6 protein-coding genes are annotated in these 24,774 nt (G+C 69.9%); 5 read left to right on the top strand and 1 reads right to left on the bottom strand.

All coding sequences use genetic code 11. The features are described 5' to 3' along the window. Positions 1–68: 68 nt before the first annotated feature. From M9799_RS00610 to M9799_RS00600, 3 genes are all read left to right on the top strand, one after another. Positions 69–776: a CoA transferase subunit A gene (locus M9799_RS00610; protein WP_231042493.1), complete on the top strand. Its 708-nt coding sequence runs from the start codon at positions 69–71 to the stop codon at positions 774–776. A 2-nt stretch (positions 777–778) separates the two neighbouring features. After that, entirely contained in the window at positions 779–1,417 is a 639-nt protein-coding gene (locus M9799_RS00605; protein ID WP_231042492.1) for a 3-oxoacid CoA-transferase subunit B, read from the top strand. Between the two features lie 133 nt (positions 1,418–1,550). After that, complete coding sequence (locus M9799_RS00600) at positions 1,551–2,915, top strand: HD-GYP domain-containing protein (protein WP_231042491.1); 1,365 nt, start codon at positions 1,551–1,553, stop codon at positions 2,913–2,915. A 15-nt stretch (positions 2,916–2,930) separates the two neighbouring features. Here M9799_RS00600 and M9799_RS00595 read toward each other — a convergent pair whose 3' ends face one another. After that, positions 2,931–5,276 carry an AsmA family protein gene (locus M9799_RS00595; RefSeq protein ID WP_231042490.1) on the bottom strand — a complete coding sequence of 782 codons (2,346 nt, stop codon included), beginning with the start codon at positions 5,274–5,276 and terminating at the stop codon, positions 2,931–2,933. Between the two features lie 229 nt (positions 5,277–5,505). Between M9799_RS00595 and M9799_RS00590 the strand changes: the two genes are divergently transcribed. Both M9799_RS00590 and M9799_RS00585 read left to right on the top strand, forming a co-directional pair. Continuing rightward, positions 5,506–6,426 (top strand): pseudouridine synthase, encoded by a 921-nt coding sequence (locus tag M9799_RS00590; RefSeq protein ID WP_231042489.1) that lies wholly within the window; start codon positions 5,506–5,508, stop codon positions 6,424–6,426. Between the two features lie 631 nt (positions 6,427–7,057). Next, entirely contained in the window at positions 7,058–24,766 is a 17,709-nt protein-coding gene (locus M9799_RS00585) for a SwmB domain-containing protein (RefSeq protein WP_231042488.1), read from the top strand. Positions 24,767–24,774 lie beyond the last annotated feature (8 nt).

Genomic DNA, 24,774 nt, shown 5'->3' with positions numbered 1-24,774 from the left:
GTCTTTACGGAAAACTACGTACCTGGTTACGTAGTATCTTAGCGGTCAACCCTTCTCAGGAGACAAGAGTGAAAAAGCTTTATCCCTCGGCGGCCGAGGCGCTTGCCGGCGTGGTGGCGGATGGCCAGACGCTGGCCGTTGGCGGCTTCGGCCTGTGCGGCATTCCGGAGGCGCTGATCGATGCGCTGCAGGCCAGCGGCGTGCAGGACCTGACGGTGATCTCCAACAACGCGGGCGTCGATGGCTTCGGCCTGGGCAAGCTGCTGGAGACGCGCCAGATCAAGAAGATGATTTCCTCCTACGTGGGCGAGAACAAGGAATTCGAGCGCCAGTACCTGGCGGGCGAGCTCGAGCTCGAATTCACGCCCCAGGGCACGCTGGCAGAGAAGCTGCGCGCGGGTGGCGCGGGCATTCCGGCCTTCTTCACCAAGACCGGCGTGGGCACGCTGGTGGCCGAGGGCAAGGAGCTGCGCGAGTTCGACGGCGAGACCTATGTCATGGAGCGCTCGCTGGTGCCCGACGTTTCGCTGGTCAAGGCGCACCGCGCGGACAAGAGCGGCAACCTGCAGTTCCGCCTCACGGCGCGCAACTTCAACCCGGCTGCGGCCACGGCCGGCAAGATCTGCATCGTCGAGGTCGAGGAGGTGGTCGAGGTCGGCGCCATTGCACCGGACGATATCCACCTGCCCGGCATCTACGTGCACCGCATCGTGCACAACCCGAACCCCGAAAAGCGCATCGAGAAGCGCACCGTCACTGCAAAGCAAGGAGCCTGAGCATGGCATGGACCCAAGACCAGATGGCTGCGCGCGCGGCGCAGGAACTCGAAGACGGCTTCTACGTGAACCTGGGCATCGGCATTCCGACCCTGGTGGCGAACCACACGGGCAGCAAGGAAGTGTGGCTGCAGTCGGAAAACGGCATGCTGGGCATCGGCGCCTTCCCCACCGAGGACCAGGTCGACGCCGACCTGATCAACGCCGGGAAGCAGACCGTGACCACCATTGCCGGCTCGGCGATCTTCGGCAGCGACCAGTCGTTCGCCATGATCCGCGGCGGCAAGATCAACCTGTCGATCCTGGGCGCGATGCAGGTCAGCGAGAAGGGCGACCTAGCCAACTGGATGATCCCCGGCAAGATGGTCAAGGGCATGGGCGGGGCCATGGACCTGGTGGCCGGCGTCAAGCGCGTGATCGTGCTGATGGAGCATGTGGCGAAGAAGAAGGACGGCACCACCGACCTGAAGATCCTGCCGCAATGCACGCTGCCGCTCACGGGCGTGGGCGTGGTGGACCGCATCATCACCGACCTGGGCGTGTTCGACGTGACGCCCGAGGGCCTCAAGGTGGTCGAGCTGGCGCCGGGCGTGGAATTCGCGCAGGTGCAGGAGCAGACCGGCGTGACGCTGCTGCGCTGAAGCGCCAAAGCAGCTGCGATACGGCCCCCAGGGGCCGTTTTTTTGTTGGCTTTCGACCGCCGGCCTTGCCAACATGTAGGAACATTTCCTACGAAGCCGTATATTCGGGGCCTGTCCCAATTCACTGCAACGAATGTCAACAACTGCTTCTCCAGACCTGGATGTCGTGCCGGACGATCTGCGCGACAGCGCGCATTTCCTGCGGGCGGTCACCGAGCTGGCTGAAAAAGACAATGTCATCACGCACAGCCCGATCTACACCGATCGCGGCATCAAGCTGGTGGAAAGCGGTGCGCGCATCGACAGCCGGCTCTACGACCGCCTGGTGCAGGCACCGCTGCGCGAGTCCATCGACCATAACCTGATGGTCGACAACATGGTCTGCATCCAGTCCATCGAGGCTGAGGTCATGGTGCAGTGCGAGACCATGCCGCTGGTGCGCCGCCTGGGCGAGAAGCTCGGCGGCGTGGAACGGCTGCTGGCGCCGCTGCGCTTCATTCCGCTGCCGATGCCGATCGCCTTCAAGCTGACGCTGATGCGCGAGCAGCGACCCGAGCTCTACAGCCACAGCCTGCAGATGATGCTGGTGGCGTTGTACCTGGCGCTCGAGGCCGGCTGGAGCGAGCGCGATTGCGTGCCGCTGGCCGCCGCGGGCCTGCTGCACGACATCGGCATGCTCTACATGCCGCCGGCCTGGACCGACCCGGCGCACAAGCTCAGCCCCGAGGAGCGCAAGCAGCTGGTGGCGCATTCGGTCACGGCCATGTGGGTGCTGCGCGAGCAGCAGGTCTACACGCCCGCGGTGCAGCTGGCGGTGCTGGAGCACCACGAATGCATGGACGGCAGCGGCTACCCGCGCGGGCTGCAGCGCGAGCAGATCTCCCCCATGGGGCAGATGCTCATCCTGGCCGAGGTGGTGTCGGCTTTCCACGAGAAATATGCCGACATGCCCGGCCCGCGCCTGTCGCTGATGCTGCGCATGAACCACCGGCGCTATCCACCGGACCTGGTCGAGAAGATCCTGCCGCTGCTGGCCGTGGAGGTGGACACCGGGCTCGAGATGGAGCCGCTCATGGCCGAGGTCGAGGCCATGGCGGCCTTGCTCGGGCGCCACTTTGCCCATTGGGCGCAACTGCGCGCGCCGCTGGCGCCTCCGGCCCTGGCGCCTGCGGCCGCCAAGCCGCCGCGGCCGCTGGACCGCGCCGTGGTCTGGCTCGACGGACGCCTCAAGGCGCTGGAGCAGGAGCTGGCGCAGGCCGGCTCGCATCCCAAGCAATTGCGCGACCTGCTGGGCTATCTCAGGGACGACCTGCAGGGCATGGCCGAACTGGCGCTGCTGCACCGCGAGGCGGTGTGGCAGCTCGAGACCATCGCCAACGGCTGCCTGCGCCGCTGGCCGCAGCTGCTCGAGCGTGCCACGCCCACCGACGAGGCGCTGGCCGACTGGTGCCAGGCCGTGAGCGCAGCCGGCGCGCCCCGGGAACCCGAAACGCGCTGATCGCTCACCGAGCGCTCATTGAGCGCGCGCCGGCTTGTTGGCGCCCTTGGGGCCTGCCTGAACCGCGGCGCGGCCCGCCGCCAGCAGCCGGCCGCAGTTGGCATCGTCCTCAGCTGCCGGCACGGTGATCGGCACCAGCGCCAGGGCCACCGGCGCGACGGCGGCAGCGACCACCGCGGCGCCTGCGCGCAGCGCCAGCGGGGCGATTTCCGGGCGAACCTTGGGGCTCGAGAAGGGCCCCTGCACATTCAGCGGCGTGCGCAGGGAGAAGAACTTCCATTTGAGCGCTTCGGGCTTGATATTCAGGTCGAACAGCTCGCGTCCCATGTCGATGGTGCCGGTGACCTCGACATTGGCCTCCGGCGTGGCCAGCTTGGCGACGCGCGCCCGCGCCACGCCCTTGTTCACCGCGAAGTCGGCGACCGCGCACTGCAGCTGCACTTCGCGTTCGTCGCCAAACAGCTTGGCCACCACGATGGAGCCGACATTGAGCCCCGCGAGGTCGAGCAGCGTCGCGCTCAGCGTGCCGTTGCGCACATAGAGCTTGAATTCGCCGGTGCTGGTGCCCAGCAGCTTGGCCACCGAGTTGCCCTGCGCGCTCAGCGCTAGGGCGCCGTCGACCTGGCCCAGGCTCTTTTCCATCAGCTCGACCTTGGGAAACAGCGCCGACAGCTTCAGGCCGGCGACCGTGCCGCGGATCTCGCCCGCCAGCGGCTTCTTGTTGCTGTCGAGCATGACGCTGGTGTTGAACTTGCCGCGGGCGACATCGAAGCGCAGCGGGTCCAGGCGCAGCACGCCGTTCTTGAGCACGGCATGGGTGCTCAGCGCATCGATGGGTAGCTTGTCCGAACTGATGATTTTCTTGCCGTCGAATTTCAGATCGAGATCCATGGCGTTCCAGCGGCCGATGTCGAAGGTATCGTCCGGCAGGATCTTGCCGCCCGTGGCCTTGGCGCGCTCGGCCTTGGCCTCGGAGGTGCCGAGCACCGGCACCAGGTCGGCCAGGCGCAGCTGCTCCGAGCGCATGAAGCCTTCCAGGCGCGGGCGCGGCTTGGCCGAGGTGTAGGTCAGGCTGCCGGCGAGATCGCTGCGGCCGACCTTGCCGCGGAATTCCTCGTACTTCCACACCGCCTTCTGCGGCTCGAGGCTGCCCGTCAGGTGGCCGCGGGTCTCGAAGGCCGGGGTGTTGGGCAGCACCAGGCCGGTCAGCGGGTAGAGATCGGCCATGCTGTTGGCCTTGAGCGTGACGTCGAAATCCAGGCCTTCCAGCTTGACCGGATTGGCCAGGATGCCTTCGGCCGTCGCGGCCACGCTGCCGGCGCGCGCCGCGAACTGCAGCGGATAGTTGATTTCCCGCTCGCGCAGGCTCAGCACCGGTCCACCCTTGCCCTGGCCCGTGACGTCGGCCTTGCCATAGCTGCCGGTCAGCGCGAAGGCCAGGCCGTAGGGGCTGTCGGCGGGTGCGTTGTCGATGGTCGACAGGCGCGCGCGCATGGCGAGATCGATGGGGCCGTCCAGGTAGCCCAGCCAGCCTTGCTGGATGCGCAACTGGCCCACGTCGAAGCTCCAGGGGTTGTCGCTTTGCTCGCGGCGCTCGAATTGCCAGTTGACCTTGCCATCCTCGCGGCGCGCGAAGACGATGTCGGGTTCATCCAGTGCCAGCGCGTCGATCTGCACATGGCGCGTCAGCAGCGGCCACAGGCGCAGCGAGGCGCTGGCATGGGCAATGCTGGCCATCATCGCGGGGTCGCGTTCGCCCGCAGCGGTCTGACTTGCCGGCACGCCCTTGTCGGTGTTGGCAGCCGCTGGCTTGGCATCGGGCGGGGTGTCCGCCTTGGCCTCGGCCTGCGCCACCGCCGGCTTGGCATCCGGCTTGGGGTGGCGCTTGGGGTCGGCCTTGGCAGCATCCTTGGGGTCGGTGACATCGGTGGCCGCGTCGGGCACCGGCACCGTCAGTGCCTTGCGCGCGGGCAGGGCGGGCAGGCCGGCGGCGGCGCGCGCCGGCGCCTCGGGGGTGGCGAAGTCCACGGGGTTGCCCAGCGTCAGCTGCTCGGCATGCACGGTGACGCCCGGGATCCAGCGGCGCCAGCCGGTATCGAGCGGCTGCGGCCAGTGCCAGTCCGCCGACAGCGGCCCGGCAATGTGAAAGCTGCGGCCCGTGGCCTCGCTGACCTTCTGCTCGATCCAGGGCTTGGCCCGGTTCAGGTCGTAGTTGATGATGAACAGCACGATGGCGACCAGCAGGGCCAGCAGCACCGCCACGATGCCGGCGACCCAGCGCAGGACACGGTGGCGCGTGGGCTTCGGTTTGCCGGATTCGGGTTGGTCGGTAGGGGCGTCGGATGTGTCGTTCTGGTTCATGTAGGTTCTGGGTGCATCCTGGCGAAGCGCCGCCGGAAAAAGCCTGGCTGCTCGCTCCTTGCCGGCCACCTGCGGCCTGCAGATGCGATCAACCGCATGGCTGCATCCTAGCCTCGCATTCCGGCGCAACCAAGTGCCGGGCAGCGGCTTGCGCCCTTGGCTTACAAAACCTGCCCGCCTCGGGCTGGCCCGGGGCGGGTGGCGTGCCGGCCGCTAGAATCACGCCGCCATGCACAACACGCACGATCCCAAAGTCCTGCCCATGCGCGACGGGGTCAGCCCCAGCTGTGTCGTCCTGCCCACCCGGGGGCAGGGCAGCATGCTGGATTTCCTGACCGAGCGCCTGCCCGCCGTCACGCGCGCCCAATGGCTGGCGCGCATGGAGGCCGGGGAGGTGGTCGATGAGCATGGGCAGCGCGTCACGCCCGGGCGCGCCATGGCGGCGGGCCTGCGGCTCTATTACTACCGTGCGCTCGTGGACGAGGTGCCGCTGCCCTTCGAGGCCGAGGTGCTGTTTCGCGATGCGCATCTGCTGGTCGCCGACAAGCCGCACTTCCTGCCGGTGGTGCCGGCCGGGCGCTTCCTGCAAAACAGCCTGCTGGTGCGCCTCAAGCGCAAATACGACCTGCCCGAGCTTTCTCCCATCCACCGCATCGACCGCGAGACCGCGGGCCTGGTGCTGTTCTCGGTGCAGAGGCCGACACGGGGCTTGTACCAGGGGCTGTTTCGCGATCGCGCCGTGCAAAAGCGCTATGAGGCGGTCGCGCCATGGAATGCGGGCCTGCGCTTTCCACGCGAACATGCCAGCCGCATGGAGGAAAGCGGGCATTTCTTTCGCATGCACGAGGTCCCGGGCGAGCCCAACAGCTTCACGCACATGGATGTGCTCGAACACAACGCGCATTGGGCGCGTTATGCGCTGGCGCCCGTCAGCGGCCGGCGCCACCAGCTGCGGGTGCACATGGCGGCGCTTGGTCTGCCGCTGCGCGGCGACACGCTTTATCCCGAAGTGAATGATGCCCCCGAGGGCGATTATTCCAATCCGCTGCAGCTCCTGGCGCGCTCGGTGGCATTTGAGGACCCCCTGACCGGCAAGCCGCGTTGCTTTGAAAGCCGCCGGCATTTGCAGCCACTCCCGGCAGAGAAATGAATGGCGCCCGGGGGCGCGCCGGGTCCAGCGGCAATGCAGTGGCGCCTGTCAAGCAAATGGAAACGATTCTTTCGGATTTACATGAATATGACCGTTGGCGCGGTCGCTGGTTCGCTTGCGGCGGGTGCGGTGGGACTTCATTCGTGTAGGTCAATGCCGCAAAAAAATGCAGTCTCATAAATCCCATCAAGATTTAATCAGGTTTGATTGATTTTCTTGATGTGTCGTTACGCTTGGTAGCAAGAGGACGGATCCAATATTCCATTGGTAATGAAAAAAATTATTGCACCATTGACGGTTTGAGATGTTTTCTTACAAATACTTTCAATAGAGCGGAAACGTGCAAATCAAATAAGCTTGGCGGCATTGAGGTAATGGCTTCGAATCGTTCAATTCGGGAGACGGTATGAATTTCCTTGCTAAAACAGCGCCCATCGATCAATCCGTGGTTTCTGCTCCCAGCATAGAAGTTTCTACCGGGTTAACCCTGACAGAACCCAGTCGGGTATTCCTGAATGTCAGTACCGCCGATATTGGGAATTTCAGCCGCGTTGGCAACGACCTGGTATTTTCTTTCTGCGGCGACGCGGTCACCATTGCCGGCTTTTTCCTGCCGGAAGCCCCCAGCGAATTGTTTCTGCGCGGTGCCGATGGAGAGGCCGTTCTCGTCCTGCTGGAAAGCATCGGCGCCGATGGCGAGATCATCGCGCGTTTCCTGCCGCAGGCCGAGGCTGCGCCCTTCGAATCGCTGACATCTTCCGTGGCGTGCGTGATCGCTCCCGAGTCGGGCTCCAGTCTGGCGTCGATCGGCGCCGCGGCCGCGGCCGTGCTGGGCGGGGTGGCCGTGCTCGGCGCTGCGGCGAACAGCGGTGGCGGTGGCGGCATGGACCCGGGAACACCTGCGCCCGCGCCACGCGCACCCTCCTTTGTCGGCGCCACGCTGGGCGCCGATGGCCGCGTGCTGAGCCTGTCCTACGACACCGCGCTCGATGCCGCGAATCCTCCGCCGGCGGAAAGCTTTGCGGTGCTGGTCAACGGCGCCGCGGTGCCCGTGACCGCGGTCAGCGTGGTCGGGGGGCGGGTGGACCTCACGCTGGCCACGCCGGTGCCCGCGGGCGCCACGGTCAGCATCGGCTACAGCGATCCAACGCCAGGCAATGACGCCAGCGCCATCCAGGACGGCGCGGGCACCGATGCCGCGAGCCTGCCGCAGACCGGCGTGGCCAATGACGTGCCCGCCGCCACGCCGCCGCTGTTCCTGTCGGCGCAGACCAGTACCGATGGCGCCACGGTGGTGCTGGTCTACAACCAGCCGCTCGATGCTGCCAACCCGCCGTTGCCCGGCAGCTTCGTGCTCAACGTGAACGGCGTGGCGGTGGCCGTGGCTGGCGCCGCAGTGGCCGGCAACACGGTCGTTCTGACGCCGGCGACGCCCGTGCCGGCGGGCGCGGCCGTGACGGTGGCCTATGCCGATCCCACCCCGGGCAACGACGCCAGCGCGATCCAGGACGCGCAGGGCAACGACGCGGCGGCGCTGGCGCCCGTGGAGGTCGTCAATCTGGTGCCCGACGGCAGCGCGCCGGTGTTCGTGTCGGCCGTGACCAGTGCCGATGGCGCCTCGCTGGTGTTGACCTACAGCGAAGCGCTGGATGCGGCCAACCCGCCGGCCGCGGGCAGCTTCGTGGTGGCCGTGGACGGCGTGCCGGTGGTGGTGTCCGCCGTCTCCATCGTCGGCAGCAACGTGGTGCTGACGCTGGCCACGCCGGTGGGCCATGGCGCGGCGGTGACCGTGGCCTATGCGGACCCCACGGCCGGCAACGATGCCAGCGCGCTCCAGGACGCGGCCGGCAACGACGCCGCGAGCCTGGCGCCGACGGGCGTGACCAACGCCGTGCCCGACAGCACCGCGCCGGTGTTCGTCGCCGCCGCGACCAGCACGGACGGAGCCACGCTGGTGCTGACCTATGACGAAGCGCTCGATCCGGCCCGTCCGCCGGCTGCGGACGGCTTCCTCGTCAACGTCAATGGCACGCCGGTGGCGGTGACCGCAGTGGCGGTGCTCGGCAGCAGCGTGGTGCTGACGCTGGCCAGCGCCGTGCCGCATGGCGTGGCCGTGGCCGTGGCCTACACCGATCTCGGCGCGGGCGACGATGCCGCGGCGATCCAGGACCTCGCCGGCAACGACGCCGCCAGCCTGCCGCTGACCAACGCCAGCAATCTCGTGCCTGACGGCACGCCGCCGGCCTTCGTCTCGGCCGCGACCAGCAGCGACGGCAGCGCGCTGGTGCTGAGCTATGACGAGGCGCTCGACGCGGGCAATCCGCCCGGCGCCGCGAGTTTCGTGGTCCAGGTGGACGGCAGCCCGGTGGCCGTGACCGGGGTGCTGGTTTCGGGCAGCACGGTGCGCCTGAGCCTGGGCTCCCCGGTACCCCATGGCGCGGCCGTCACGGTGGCCTATGGCGACCCCACGCCGGGCAATGACGGCAATGCGCTGCAGGATGCGGCGGGCAACGACGCCGCCAGCCTGCCCGTCACCAGCGTCAACAATCTGGTGCCCGATGGCGCCACGCCGACCTTTGTCTCCGCTGCCACCAGCGCCGATGGCGCCACGCTGGTGCTGGGCTATGACGAGGCGCTGGACGCGGCCAATCCGCCCGCGCCCGGCAGCTTCGTGGTCAACGTCGATGGCGTGGCGGTGGCCGTGACCGGCGTGGGCATCGCCGGCAGCACGGTGGTGCTGACCCTGGCGTCACCGGTGGCGCACGGCGCCGTGGTGACGGTGGCCTATGCCGATCCCACACCGGGCAACGATGCAGCCGCGATCCAGGATGCGGCCGGCAACGATGCCGCCAGCCTGGCCGCCGTCAGCGTCGCCAACCTCGTGCCCGACACCACGCCGCCGGCGTTCGTTTCCGCGGTGACCGGCGCGCAGGGCGCCACGCTGGTGCTGACCTATGACGAGGCGCTGGACGCCGCCAATCCGCCGGCCGCCGACAGCTTCGTGGTCAACGTCGACGGCGCACCCGTCGCGATCACGGGCCTGAGCATCTCCGGCAATGCCGTGGTGCTGGCGCTGGCTGCGCCAGTGCCCCAGGGCGCGGCCGTGACGGTGGCCTATGGTGATCCGACCGCGGGCAACGATGGCGCCGCGCTGCAGGATCTCGCGGGCAACGACGCCGCCAGCCTGGCGCCCACGGGCGTAACCAATACCGTGCCCGACAGCACGCCCCCGGTGTTCGTCTCGGCCGCCACCAGCAGCGATGGCGGGGCGGTGGTGCTGAGCTATGGCGAGGCGCTGGATGGCGCCAATCCGCCGCCGGCCGCAGGGTTTGCGGTCACGGTCGACGGCGCTGCCGTGGCGGTCACGGGCGTGGCCGTCAGCGGCGCCAGCGTGGTGCTGACGCTGGCCACCGCCGTGCCCAGCGGCGCGGCAGTGACCGTGGCCTATGCCGATCCCACGGCCGGCAACGACGCCAATGCCATCCAGGACGCGGCCGGCAACGACGCCGCCAGCCTCCCGCCCACCAATGTCAGCAACCTGGTGCCCGACACCACGCCGCCGGCCTTCGTCTCCGCCGCCACCAGCGCCGATGGCGCCAGCGTGGTGCTGCGCTACGACGGCGCGCTGGACGCGGGCAATCCGCCCGCCGCCGGGAGCTTCACGGTCAATGTGAACGGCGCTGCGGCCACGGTGGCCTCGGTGGTGGTCGAAGGCAGCGCCGTGGTGCTGACGCTGGCCACGCCCGTGCCGAATGGCGCCGCTGTCACGGTGGCCTATGCCGATCCCAGCGCGGGCAACGACGCGGCCGCGATCCAGGACGGCGCCGGCAACGACGCGCCCAGCCTGCCGCCGACCAGCGTCGACAACCTGGTGCCCGACACCGCGGCGCCGGCCTTCGTGTCGGCCGCGACCAGCGCCAGCGGCGCGGCGCTGGTGCTGACCTACAGCGAGCCGCTGGATGCGGCCAGCGCGCCGACGGCCGGCAGCTTCGCCGTCACCGTCGGCGGCGCGCCGGTGGCAGTGACGGCGGTGACTATCGACGGCGCCAGCGTGGTGCTGACGCTGGCCGCCGCGGTGCCCAGCGGCGCGGCGGTGACCGTGGCCTATGCCGATCCCACGGCTGGCGACGATGCGAACGCCATCCAGGATGCGGCCGGCAACGACGCCGCCAGCCTGGCTGCCACCGGCGTGAACAACACGGTGCCCGACACCCTCGCGCCGGCCTTCGTGTCGGCGGCGACCAGTGCCGATGGCGCGACGCTGGTGTTGACCTACGACGAAGCGCTGGATGCCGCCAACCCGCCCGCTGCGGGCGGGTTCCTGGTCCGCGTCGGCGGCGCGGCCGTGGTGGTGTCCGGTGTGGCCGTCGCCGGCAGCAGCGTGGTGCTGACGCTGGCAGCGCCGGTGCCCCATGGCGTGTCGGTGACGGTGGCATACGCCGATCCCAGCACGGGCAACGACGCGAGTGCCATCCAGGACGCGGCCGGCAACGACGCCGCCAGCCTGCCGCCCACCAACGTCAGCAACCTGGTGCCCGACGGCACCGCGCCGGCCTTCGTCGCGGCCCAGACGAGCGCCGATGGCGCGACGCTGGTGCTGACCTACGACGACGTTCTGGATGCCGCCAATCCCCCGGCTGCGGGCAGCTTTGCCGTCAATGTCAACGGCGCGCCCGTGGCCGTCGCGGGCGTGGCGGTCTCCGGCAGCACGGTGGTGCTGACCCTGGCCAGCCCGGTCACGGCAGGTGCCGTGGTGACCGTGGCGTACGACGACCCCGCGCCCGGCGACGATGCCAATGCCATCCAGGACGCCGCCGGCAACGATGCCGCCAGCCTGGGCGAGACCGCGGTCAACAATCTCGTGCCCGATGGCACCAGGCCGACCTTTGTGTCGGCCGCCACCAGCGCCGATGGCGCGACCCTGGTGCTGACCTACGACGAGGCGCTGGATGCCGCCAATCCGCCGGCCCCGGCCAGCTTCGCGGTCAGCGTCGGCGGCGCCGCGGTGGCGGTGACGGGCGTGGCGGTAGTCGGCAGCACGGTGGTGCTGACGCTGGCGGCTGCGGTGGTCAATGGCGCCGTGGTCACGGTGGCCTACGCCGATCCCACCGCCGGCAACGACGCCAGCGCCGTCCAGGATGCGGCCGGCAACGATGCGGCCAGCCTGCTGCCGGCCAGCGTCAGCAACCAGGTGCCCGATACCACGGCGCCGGCCTTCGTTTCGGCCCGGACCAGCGCCGATGGCGCGACCCTGGTGCTGACCTACGACGAGGCGCTGGACGCCGCCAATCCGCCGGCCGCGGCCAGCTTTGCGGTCAGCATCGGCGGCGCCTTGGTGGCGGTGACGGGCGTGGCCATAGCGGGCAGCACGGTGGTGCTGACGCTGGCCACACCGGTCGCCAACGGCGCCGCGGTCACCGTGGCCTATGCCGACCCGACCGCGGGCAACGACGGCAACGCCATCCAGGACGCGGCCGGCAACGACGCCGCCAGCCTGGCGCCCACCGGCGTGGACAACACCGTGCCCGACGGCAGCGCCCCGGCCTTCGTCTCGGCCGTGACCAGTGCCGACGGCAGCACGCTGCAGCTGCGCTACAGCGAAGCGCTGGATGCGGCCAATCCGCCGCCGGCCAGCGCATTCGTCGTCACCGTCGATGGCGTCCAGGTGGCGGTGACCGGCGTTGCCGTCGACGGCAGCGACGTGGTGCTGACGCTGCAGGCGCCGGTCGTGAACGGCGCGGCGGTAACCGTGGCGTATGGCGATCCCACACCCGGCAACGACGGCAATGCCATCCAGGACGCTGCGGGCAACGATGCGGCCAGCCTGCCGGCCACCAATGCGAGCAACATCGTCGCCGACGTCTCGCCCCCGGTGTTCGTCTCGGCCGCGACCAGCACCGACGGCCGCACGCTGGTGCTCGAATACGACGATCTGCTCGATGCGTCCAACCCGCCGGCCGCCGGCAGCTTTGCCGTCAACGTCAACGGCACGGCGGCCGTGGTGACCGGCGTGGCCGTGGCCGGCAGCGCCGTGGTGCTGACGCTGCAGGCGCCGGTGGCCCATGGCGCGGCGGTCACGGTGGCCTATGCCGACCCGTCCGCGGGCAACGACGGCAATGCCATCCAGGATGCGGCGGGCAACGATGCCGCCAGCCTGCCCGAGACCGGCGTCGACAACCGGGTGCCCGACAGCGGCGCGCCGGTCTTCGTGTCCGCCGTGACCAGCGAAGACGGCGCCGCGCTGGTGCTGACCTACAGCGAAGCGCTGGATGCGTCCAATCTGCCCGAAGCCGTCCGCTTCTCCGTCACCGTCGATGGGGTGGCCGTGCCTGTCGCTGCCGTGTCGGTCGATGGCCGCAGCGTGGTGCTGACGCTCGCCGCCGCCGTCGCCCACGGCGCCACGGTCACCGTGGCCTATGCCGATGCCACGCCGGGCAACGATCCCGACGCGGTCCAGGACGCCGCCGGCAACGATGCGGCCAGCCTGGCGCAGACCGGCGTCACCAACCTGGTGCCCGACACCACCGCGCCGGCCTTCGTCTCGGCCGCCACCAGTACCGACGGCAGCACGCTGGTGCTTGGCTACAGCGAAACGCTGGACCCCGCCAGCCCGCCCCCGGCAAGCGCCTTCGTCGTCACCGTCAACGGCGCGGCGGTGGCCGTGGCGGGCGTGTCGACCGTCGGCAGCACCGTGGTGCTGGCGCTGCAGACTCCGGTGGCGCACGGCGCGGCGGTGACCGTGTCCTATACCGACCTCACGCCAGGCAATGACGCGGCCGCGATCCAGGATGCGGCCGGCAACGACGCGGCCAGCCTGCCGACGACGAACGTCAGCAACCTCGTTCCCGACCTCGAGCCGCCGGTGTTCGTCTCGGCCGCCACCAACGCCGACGGCAGCGAGCTGACGCTGACCTATGACAAGGCGCTGGATGCGGTCAATCCCCCGGACGCCTCCCATTTCGTGGTCCGGGTCAACGGCGCGGCGGTGGGCTTTCGCAGCCTTTTCGTGTCAGGCAACAGGGTCCTGCTGGCGCTGGAAACTCCCGTGCCCAGTGGCGCCCGCGTGACCGTGGCCTACAACGCTCCCGGCGCCGGCGACCCGGGCGCGGTGCAGGACCCGGACGGCAACGATGCGTCCAGCCTCGCGGAAACCGGCGTGAACAACCTCGTGCCCGACGGCATCACGCCGACCTTCGTCTCGGCCGCCACGAGTGCGGATGGCGCCAGCGTTGTGCTGACCTACGACGAAGCGCTCGATGCCGCCTTTCCGCCGGCGCTGGGCAGCTTCGCCGTCAATGCCGACGGCGCGCTGGTGGCAGTGACCGGAGTGGCCATTGCCGGCAACCGCGTGGTGCTGACGCTGCAGTCGCCGATTGCCAACGGCGCAACGGTCACGGTGGCATACGCCGATCCCACGGCGGGCAACGACACCAGCGCCATCCAGGATGCGGCCGGCAACGATGCGGTCAGCCTGGTGGCCATCAGCGTCGACAATCTGGTGCCCGATACCGTGGCACCGAATTTCGTTTCCGCCCGGACCAGCGCCGACGGCACGACGCTGCAGCTGAACTACAGCGAGGCGCTGGACGCCGCCAACCCGCCGGCCGCCGATGCCTTCGCGGTCACCGTCGACGGCGCCGCGGTGGCGGTGACGGCGGTCAGCGTGTCGGGCAGCAGCGTGCAGCTGATCCTGGCGGCGCCGGTGGCCAACGGCGCGGTGGTCACGGTGGCCTACGCCGATCCGACGTCCGGCAACGACGCTGGCGCGATCCAGGACATGGCGGGCAATGACGCCGCCAGCCTGGCGCCGACCGGCGTCGACAACACGGTGCCCGACAGCACCCCTCCGGTGTTCGTGTCGGCAGCCACCAGCGCCGATGGCCTCACGTTGGCGTTGAACTACAGCGAGCCGCTGGACGCGGCCAATCCGCCCGCTGCAAGCAGTTTCGTGGTGCGTGTCAATGGCTCGCCGGTGGCGGTGAGCATGGTCAGCGTGAGCGACGGCACGGTGGTGCTGCGCCTTGTGGAGCCGGTCGCGAACGGCGCCGCGGTCACCGTGGCCTATGCCGACCCAACGGTCAGCAACGATGCCAGCGCCATCCAGGATGCGGCAGGCAACGATGCGGCCAGCTTGGCGGAGACCGCCGTGAGCAACATGGTGCCCGACACCACGGCGCCGGTTTTCGTCTCGGCCGTGACCAGCGCCGATGGCGCCAGCCTGGTGCTGACCTATGACGGCGCGCTCGATGCGGCCAACCCGCCCGCGGCGGCGAGCTTTGCCGTGAGCGCGGGCGGCGCTGCGCTGCCGGTGACCGCGGTCACCGTCGACGGCAGCACCGTCGTGCTGACCCTGGGCAGCCCGGTCGCCCATGGCGCCGCCGTGAGCGTGAGCTACACCGATCCCACCGCGGACGACGACGGCAATGCGATCCAGGACGCGGCCGGCAACGACGCGGCCAGCCTGGTGGACGTGGCCGTGGTCAACGCGGTGCCGGACACCACCGCGCCGGTGTTTGTCTCGGCCGTGACCAGCCCCGACGGCGGCACGCTGCAGCTGAGCTACAGCGAAGCGCTCGACGACATCAACCTTCCCGCGCCCGGCAGCTTTGCCGTGACCGTGAACGGCACGGCGGTGGCGGTCAGCGGCGTGAGCGTGGCGGGCAACGTCCTGCTGCTGGCCTTGGCCGGCCCGGTCCCCAGCGGCGCCGCGGTGACGGTGGCCTATGCCGACCCGTCGACGGGCAATGACGGCAGCGCGATCCAGGATGCGGCCGGCAACGACGCGGCCAGCCTGGCGCAGACCAGCGTGAACAACCTGGTGCCCGACACCAGCGCGCCGGTGTTCCTATCGGCCCAGACCAGCGCCGATGGCAGCACGCTGCAGCTGCGCTACAGCGAAGCGCTGGATGCGGGCAACCCGCCCACAGCAGGCGCGTTCGTGGTCAACGTCAATGGCGCGGCGGTGGCCGTGACGGGCGTTGCCGTGGCGGGCAGCAGCGTGGTGCTGACCCTGGCAACGGCGGTGGCCAATGGGGCGGCGGTCAGCGTTGCCTACAACGATCCCAGCGTGGACAACGACATCGGCGCCATCCAGGACGCGGCCGGCAACGATGCCGCCAGCCTGCCCGTCACGGGCGTGCAGAACCTGGTGCCCGACACCACCGCCCCGGTGTTCGTCTCCGCCGCGACCAGTGCCGATGGCGCGACGCTGGTGCTGACCTACAGCGAGGCGCTGGATGCGCTCGATGCGCCCGCGCCGGGCAGCTTTGCGGTGAACGTCAACGGCGTGCCGGTCACGGTGACGGCCGCGGCCATTGCGGGCAGCAGCGTGGTATTGACGCTGGCCAGCTCCGTGCCAAATGGTGCGCCGGTGACCGTGGCCTATGCCGACCCGACGCCAGGCAACGATGGCAATGCCATCCAGGACGCGGCCGGCAACGATGCGGCCAGCCTGCCGGCCACCGGCGTGAGCAACCGGGTGCCGGACACCACGGCGCCGACCCTTGTCTCGGCCCAGACCAGCGCCGACGGCAGCACGCTGCAGCTGAGCTACAACGAGGCGCTGGATGCGCTGAACGCCCCCGAGGCGGCGAGTTTCACGGTCAACGTCAATGGCTCCGCCGTGGCCGTGAGCGCCGTGGCGGTGGTCGGCAACGCGGTGCTGCTGACGCTGGCGGCGCCGGTACCCCATGGCGCCTCGGTCACCGTGGGCTATGCCGATCCTTCGCCGGCCAACGACGTCCGCGCCATCCAGGACATGGCTGGCAACGACGCGGCGGCCCTGAACGGCGTCGCGGTGCTGAACACCGTGCCCGACAGCCTGGCGCCATCTTTCGTCTCGGCCGCGACGAGCACCGATGGCGCATCGCTGGTGCTGACCTACAGCGAGGGGCTGGATGCGGCGAATCCGCCCGCCATTGGCGCTTTCGTGGTCAACGTCGATGGCACGCCGGTCGCGGTGACCGGCGTGAGCGTGGCCGGCAGCAGCGTGGTGCTGGCGCTGGCCAGCCCGGTGGCCCATGGCGCCGCGGTCACCGTGGCCTATACCGATCCGAGCACGGGCAACGATGCCAATGCCATCCAGGACACTGCCGGCAATGACGCGGCCAGCCTGCCGCCGACCAGCGTCAGCAACCTCGTGCCCGATGTGACGCCGCCGGCATTCGTCTCGGCCGCCACCAGCGCCGACGGCGGCTCGCTGGTTCTGACCTACGACGGTGCGCTCGATGCGGCCAATCCGCCCGCTGGGGGCGACTTCACCGTCAACGTCGCGGGCAGCCCCGTTGCCGTGACCGCCGTGGCCGTCATCGGCAGCACGGTGGTCCTGACGCTGGCCACCGCGGTGGCCAACGGCCAGCCGGTGACGGTGGCCTATGACGATCCCACGCCGGACGACGATGCCAATGCCACCCAGGACGCGGCGGGCAATGACGCCGCCAGCCTGGCCGAAACCGGCGTGAACAACCTGGTGCCCGACGGCCTGACCCCGACCTTTGTCTCGGCCACCACCAGCGCCGACGGTGCCACGCTGGTGCTGAGCTATGACGAAACGCTGGATGCGGCCAATCCCCCGGCGGCGGGAAGTTTCGTGGTCAATGTGAATGGCGCGGCGGTGCCGGTCACGGCAGTGGCCGTGATCGGAACCGACGTGGTGCTGACGCTGGCGACCCCGGTGTCCCATGGCGCAGTGGTCACCGTCGCCTATGCGGACCCCTCGGCGGGTGACGATGCCAGCGCGATCCAGGACGATGCCGGCAACGATGCCGCCAGCCTGACCGCCACCAGCGTGGCGAATCTGGTGCCCGACACCGTGGCGCCCACATTCGTCTCGGCCCAGACCAGCGCCGATGGCGCAACGCTGGTGCTGCGCTATGACGAAGCGCTGGATCCAGCGAATCCGCCGGCTGCCGGCAGCTTTGTGGTCAATTCCAACGGCGTGGCCGTGCCGGTCAGCGCGGTGGCGGTGTCGGGCGACAGCGTGGTGCTGACGCTGGCCACCGCGGTGACGAATGGCGCCGCGGTGACGGTGGCCTACGCCGACCCCACCGCAGGCAACGACGCCAGCGCGATCCAGGATGCCGCCGGCAACGACGCTGCGAGCCTGGCGGAGACCGGCGTGACCAACACGGTGCCCGACGGTACCGCCCCGACATTCGTCTCGGCCGTCACCAGCGCCGACGGCGCCTCGCTGGTGCTGATCTACAGCGAGGCGCTGGATGCCGCCAATCTGCCCTCCGCCAGCGCTTTCGTGGTCAATGTCAATGGCGCGCCCGTCGCCGTGACCGGCGTGAGCGTGGCCGGCAGCAGCGTGGTGCTGGCGCTGGCCAGCCCGGTGGCCCATGGCGCGGCGGTCACGGTGGGGTATACCGACCCGACGAGCGGCAATGACGCCAGCGCCATCCAGGACCCGGCCGGCAACGATGCGCCGAGCCTGCCCGAAACCGGCGTGAACAACATGGTGCCCGACACCAGCGCTCCGCTGCTGGTCTCCGCCGCCACCAGCGCCGATGGCGCGAGCCTGGTGCTCAGCTACAACGAGGCGCTCGACGCGGCGAATCCGCCGCTGGCCGGCAGCTTTGCCGTCACCGTCAATGGTGCGGCTGTGGCGGTGAACAGCGTAGGCATCGCCGGAAACACCGTGGTGCTGGGCCTCGGGGCCCCCGTGGCCCATGGCGCCGTGGTCAGCGTCGGATACACCGATCCCACGGCGGGCAATGACGCCAGCGCCATCCAGGACCTGGCCGGCAACGATGCGGCCGGCTTCGCGCCGGTCCCGGTCGACAACACGGTGCCCGACACCACCGCGCCGGTGCTCGTCTCGGCCGTGACCGGCACGGACGGCGCCAGCCTGGTGCTGAGCTACAGCGAGGCGCTGGATGGCGCCAACCCGCCGCCGGCGGGCAGCTTCGTCGTCAACGTGAACGGTGCCATCGTCGCGGTGACCGGCGTGGCCGTCGCGGGCAACAGCGTGGTGTTGGCGCTGGCCGCGCGGGTCGCCAATGGCGCCGTGGTCAGCGTCGGCTATGCCGATCCCACTGCGCTCGACGACCTCGAGGCGGTCCAGGACGCCGCCGGAAACGATGCGGCCAGCCTGGCGCCGGTGGCCGTCAACAACACGGTGCCGGACACCACCGCGCCAGCCTTTGTCTCTGCCGTGACCACGGCCGACGGCGCCGCACTGGTGCTGGCCTTCAACGAAGCCCTGGATGCGGGCAATCCGCCGCCGGCGGCGGCCTTTGCCGTCAATGTCAATGGCGCGGCGGTGGCGGTGACCGGGGTCGCCGTGGTGGGCAGCAGCGTGCAGTTGACCCTGGCCACCCCGGTGGCCAACGGCGCCGCGGTCACCGTCGCCTACACCGATCCCACGGCTGGCAACGATGCCGGCGCCGTCCAGGATGCGGCGGGCAACGATGCCGCCAGCTTCGCGGCCACCGGCGTGAGCAATATCGTGCCCGACACCACGCCGCCGGCCTTCGTCTCGGCCGCGACGAGCAGGGATGGCAGCACGCTGGTGCTGAGCTACGACGAAGCGCTGGACGGCGCCAATCCTCCGGCGGCTGGCAGCTTCGTGGTCAACGTCAACGGGGCGGCGGTGGCGGTGACGGGCACGGCCATTTCCGGCAACGCGGTGGTGCTTGTGCTGGAGACGGCGGTGCCCAACGGCGCGGCCGTGACCGTCGCCTACGCCGACCCCAGCGCGGGCAACGATGCCGCCGCCATCCAGGATGCGGCCGGCAACGACGCGGCCAGCCTGCCGGTCACGAACGTGAGCAACATCGTGCCCGACACCACGCCGCCGGCCTTTGTCTCGGCGGCCACCAGCGCCGACGGCGGCACGCTGGTGCTGAACTACAGCGAGGCGCTCGACGCGCTCAATGCCCCCGCGGCCGGCAGTTTCGTGGTCAATGTGAACGGCACACCGGTCACGGTGACGGCCGCGGCCGTTGCCGGCAGCAGCGTGGTGCTGACGCTGGCCACGCCGGTAGCCAACGGCGCCACCGTCACGGTGGCCTATGCCGATCCGAGCGCGGGCAATGACGTGGCGGCGGTCCAGGATGCGGCGGGCAATGACGCCGCCAGCCTGCCGGCCACCGTCGTCAGCAACACCGTGCCCGACACCACGCCGCCGGCCTTCGTCTCGGCCACCACCAGCACCGACGGCACGCAGCTGGTGCTGCGCTACGACGAGGCGCTGGACGTGCAGCGCCCGCCGGCCGCCGGCAACTTCGCCGTCAATGTGAACGGCGCGCCGGTCGCGGTGACCTCCGCCACCGTGGCCGGCAGCACGGTGGTGCTGACGCTGGCTTCGGCCGTCACCCACGGCGCCGCGGTCAGCGTGGCCTACACCGACCCGACGGCGGGCAACGATGCCAACGCCATCCAGGACGCGGCGGGCAACGATGCGCTGAGCCTGGTGCCCACCGGCGTGACCAATTTCGTGCCCGACACGCAGGCGCCGAGCCTGCTGATCAGCGCCGACGACCTGCAACTGGCGCGTGGCGAGACCACCACGGTGCGCTTTGTCTTCAGCGAGCCCGTGACCGGGTTCACGCAAGGCGACGTGGCCGTTGCCGGCGGCGTGCTCGGCTCCTTCATGCAGCTCGATGCCACCACCTGGAGCGCCACCTTCACGCAGGATGGCGGCAGCACCCAGCCCAGCATCGCCGTGGCCAGTGGCGCCTATACCGACATCGCGCTGAACCCGGGCACCGGCTACACGCTCGATGGCGCGCAGGGCCTGAGCGCGGACATCGCGCCGCCCACGCTGCTGATCACGGCTGCCGACCTGGCATTGGCCAGCGGCGAGGCCACGGCGGTGACCTTCCGCTTCAGCGAAGCCGTCAGCGGCTTCGCGCAGGGCGACGTCGCAGTGCAGGGCGGCACGCTCTCGGGCTTTGCCCAGGTCGATGCCAGCACCTGGACGGCGACCTTCACCCAGGACGGCACGGCGACCCAGCCCAGCCTGAGCGTGGCCGCGGGCAGCTACACCGACCTGGCTTCGAATCCCGGCACGGGCTACACGCTCGACGCCGCCACGGGCCTGACGGCCGACATCACGCCGCCGCAGCTGCAGTCGATCTCGACCAACGCCGCCGGCATCCAGCTCACGCTGGCCTACAGCGAGGCACTGGACCCCGCGAACCTGCCGGCCGCCGGCGCCTTCGAGGTGCGCATCAATGGCAGCCTGGTGGGGGTCAGCCGGGTGTCGGCCTCCGGCAACAACCTGGTGCTGGGCCTGGCGGGCGCGGTGGTGTTCGGCGACAGCGTGACGCTGGCCTACAACGATCCGGGCGCCGGCAACGATGCCAATGCGATCCAGGACCTCGCCGGCAACGACGCGGCCAGCCTGGCGCCCCAGGCCGTTGTGAACACCGTGCCTTCAACGGACACGACGCCGCCCACGCTGCGCATCACCGCCTCCGACCTGCTGCTGGCGCGCGGCGAAGCCACCACCGTGACCTTCGAGTTCAGCGAAGCGGTGTCCGGGTTCAGCGCCAGCGACGTGGCGCTGGCCGGCGGCGCGCTGTCGGCCTTCACGCAGGTCAATGCCAACACCTGGACGGCGGTCTTCACGCAGGACGGCACGGCCACGCCGCCCAGCATCAGCGTGGCCAATGGCAGCTACACCGATATCTCGCTGAACCAGGGCACGGGCTACGCGCTCGACGGCAGCACCGGCCTCGTGGCCGATATCACGCCGCCCACGCTGGTCTCGGCGGCGACCGGCCCCGGCGGCGCCACGCTGGTGCTGACCTACAGCGAAGCGCTAGATGCGGTGCGCCTGCCCGCAGCCGGCAGCTTCGTGGTGAATGCCAACGGCACGGCGGTCGCGGTCACCGGGGTGAGCGTTTCCGGCAGCAGCGTCGTGCTGGCGCTGGCCCAGCCGATCGCCAATGGCTCCACCGTCACGCTGGGCTATACCGATCCCACCGCGGGCAACGACGCCAATGCGATCCAGGATCTGGCCGGCAACGACAGCGCCACGCGCACCGGCGTGCCGGTGCTCGACACCCAGGCGCCGGTATTGCAGGGCGCAAGCGTCACCGGCGCCACCTTAACCCTGACCTATGACGAAGCCCTGGGCACGCCGCCGGGCGTGGGCAGCTTCGTGGTGAACGTCAACGGCGCGCCGGTGGCGGTGAGCAGCCTGGCGGTGGCGGGCAGCACGGTGGTGCTGACGCTGGCCGGCGCCGTGGCCGCCGGTTCGGTGGTGACGGTGGGCTACACCGATCCCACGGCCGGCAATGACGCCAGCGCCATCCAGGACGTGAGCGGCAACGATGCCGCCAGCCTGGTGGCGGCGCCGGTGGCCAACACCCGTGCACTGATCCAGGTGGACGAGGACGACCTGACGGCGGCGGTGCCGGCCGTGGTCACCGGCACGTTTGCCGGCGTGGCGGCCAATGCCGCGCTGACGCTGGCAACGCCCGCGGCGGCGCTGACCTCGGGCGGCCAGGCGATCGTCTGGACCGGGGCCGGCAGCTCCACGCTGACCGGGCATATCGGCTCGGCCACGGGGGCGGTGGCGATCGTGGTGTCCATTGCCAGCGGGGCGGATGCGGGCCGCTATGCAGTGTCGCTCTACCGGCCGCTGGACCATGTGGCGGGCAACGGCGAGAACCTGCGCAACTTCGATGTCGGCGTTCTCGCCAACGGCGCCGCCAGCAACCTGCAGCTCACCGTGGGCGTGATCGACGACGTGCCGGTGGCCGCGCCAACGACCACGCAGGTCTTTACGGGGTCGGGCAGCGTGCAGGGCAATGCCGCGCTGACCTTTGGCGCCGATGGCGGCTATGTGCAGAGCGTGAATGTGGACGGCTTCCAGTTCAGCTACAACCCGACGGCGCGCACCATCACGCAGACCGGCACCTCGAGCTCGGTGTATGCCTATGCGTACGACAACCAGTCGACGCTCACGGTGACCACGCTGCGCGGCGAGACCTTCACCATCGACCTCTCCAGCGGCCAGTACAGCATGCTTGCCACGGGCATACGCTCGGCCGTGCAGCCCAATGTCGCGCCGGTGGCGGGCGTGGCGCAGAGCGGCGGCCTGCTGGGGCTGGCCAGCCTGAATGCGCTGGGCCTGATCGACGTCAGCACGCAGCAGACCTTCACCGCCAGCGATGCCAACAACAACATCCGCGAGGTCGTGCTGCAGTTCGGCGGGGTCAGCGTGGGCTCGCTGCTGCGCAATCCCTTCGTGTTCTCCGCCTCGCTGGCGGCGGAGCTCGGCCTGCGTGTGGAGGTGAGCTCGCTGCTGTTGGTGCACCAGCTGCGCATCACCTCGGTCGCGGGCGGGGCCATCGACAATCTGCGGCTCAACGAGCTGCTCGGGTCGGTCTATCTCGATACCAACCTGCTGGGCGCGCTCTCGCTGGAGCTGCTGTCGACGCTGAACATGAGCGTAACGGACATGGCCGGCCTGACGGGCACCGCCAGCAGCGCGAACCTGCTGAACCTGCAGCTGCTGCAGACGCTGCTGGGCCGGCAGGCCCCGGGCCTGGAAGTCGGCACGGCGGGCGCGGATGTGCTCGACGGCGCGGACGGCCTGGCCGCCAGCGCCAGCCGGCGCCTCTATGGCTATGCCGGCAACGACACGCTGCTGGGCAACCAGGGCAACGACCTGCTGCGCGGCGGCGCGGGCAACGACACGCTCAACGGGTTTGCCGGCAACGACATCCTGGTGGGCGGCTCCGGCGCCGACACGCTGACCGGCGGCGAGGGCACGGACGTGTTCCGCTGGGAGGCGGGGGACCAGGGAACGCAGGGTGCGCCGGTGGTCGATACCATCACCGACTTCAACGTCAACAGCGCCTGGGCGGGCGGTGACGTGCTGGACCTGGCCTCGCTGCTCAACGGCGAGGGGCGCATCGGCTTCACCTCGGGCAACCTGGCCAACTACCTGCATTTCGCCAAGGTCGGCAACGACACCCTGATCAGCATCAGCACCCAGGGCGGCTATGTCGGGGGCTACAACGCGGGCAATGCCGCGCGCACCGACCAGCAGATCCTGCTGAAGAACGTCGATCTGGTCACGGGCTTCGGCAATGACAGCGCCATCATCACCCGCCTGCTGGGCCAGGGCAAGCTGCAGGTGGATGCGGCGGGTGTGGACAGCAGCGCGCTCGACAGCACCACCGATGTCGGCTTCGGCCTGGTGGACCGCGACGGCGATACCGCCTCGGGCGCGGTCACCTTCGACACCGGCGCCGTGACACCGGCCACCTTCAACCCGAACAACCGCGCCCCCGAGGTGCAGGTTTCAGGCACAGGACTGCTGGGGCTGATCGGCCTGGATGCGTTGAACCTGCTCAACCTCAGCAGCCAGGACCTGACGGTGGTCGACCGCGACAACAACCTGAGCCAGGTCGCGGTGCGCTACCAGCCGCTGCTGACGCTCAGCCTGACGCCGATGCAGCTCACGGCGTCGCAGAACATCGCCACGGAACTGGGGCTGCAGCTGCGCGTCGAGAACAATCCCGGCGTGCTCAACCTGATCGCGCCCAGCTCGACGCTGGTCATCACTTCGCTGGTCGCGGGGCGCGCCATCAGCAACCAGGCGGTCAACGAACTGCTGGCCTCGGTGCATCTGACGGACCAGGCCGGAACGGTGCTCAACGGCTCGCTGCTGAGCGCCGACGTGATCAATGCGCTGAGCATCACCGCGACCGATGCGCAGGGCGCGACCTCGAGTGCCGGGGTGGGCCAGCTGCTCGATGCGAACCTGGCCAACAACCTCAACGCCCAGTCCAACATCATCGAAGGCAGCAACGGCGCGGAAACCCTGACCGGCACCGCGGGCGCGGACCGGCTCTACGGCCACGGCGGCGACGACGTACTGCGCGGCGGCGATGGCGACGACCTGCTGCGCGGCGGCTCGGGCAACGACACGCTCGACGGCGGCAACGGCGATGACCTGCTGATCGGCGGGGTCGGCAACGACACCTTCATCGGCGGCGCGGGCTCGGACACGATCCAGCTGCTGAGCCCAAGCTACGCCTCGATCAGCGGCGGCACGGGCTTCGACACGCTGCTGCTCGATGGCGGCATCAACCTGAGCCTGACCAGCGCGCCCACCCGCATCAGCAGCATCGAGCGCGTCGATCTGGGCACGGGGGATGCCGGCTCGGTGCTGACGTTGAGCGCGCAGGCCGTGCTCGAGCTCACCGACAGCCCCTCGCACACGCTGCAGATCGTCGGCGATGCGCGAGACAGCGTGGTGATGTCGGGCGCCACCCGCGGAGCCACCACGGTGGTGGGGGATGTGAATTTCGTCTCCTACGCCTGGAACGGCGCCACCGTGCTGGTCGAACAGGAGATCACCAACGTCGTCGTGTGAGACAGGTT

This window comes from Comamonas endophytica (genome assembly GCF_023634805.2).
GTDB classification, from domain to species: Bacteria; Pseudomonadota; Gammaproteobacteria; order Burkholderiales; family Burkholderiaceae_C; genus Comamonas; species Comamonas endophytica.
Note: the sequence above shows the minus strand (reverse complement) of the source record. Positions and strands in the feature narration are given on the sequence as shown.

Excerpts from the sequence above, each read along its gene's own strand:
- M9799_RS00600 (WP_231042491.1), top strand. The coding sequence starts at position 1,551 with ATGTCAACAACTGCTTCTCCAGACCTGGATGTCGTGCCGGACGATCTG.
- M9799_RS00605 (WP_231042492.1), top strand. The coding sequence starts at position 779 with ATGGCATGGACCCAAGACCAGATGGCTGCGCGCGCGGCGCAGGAACTC.
- M9799_RS00590 (WP_231042489.1), top strand. The coding sequence starts at position 5,506 with ATGCACAACACGCACGATCCCAAAGTCCTGCCCATGCGCGACGGGGTC.
- M9799_RS00595 (WP_231042490.1), bottom strand. The coding sequence starts at position 5,276 with ATGAACCAGAACGACACATCCGACGCCCCTACCGACCAACCCGAATCC.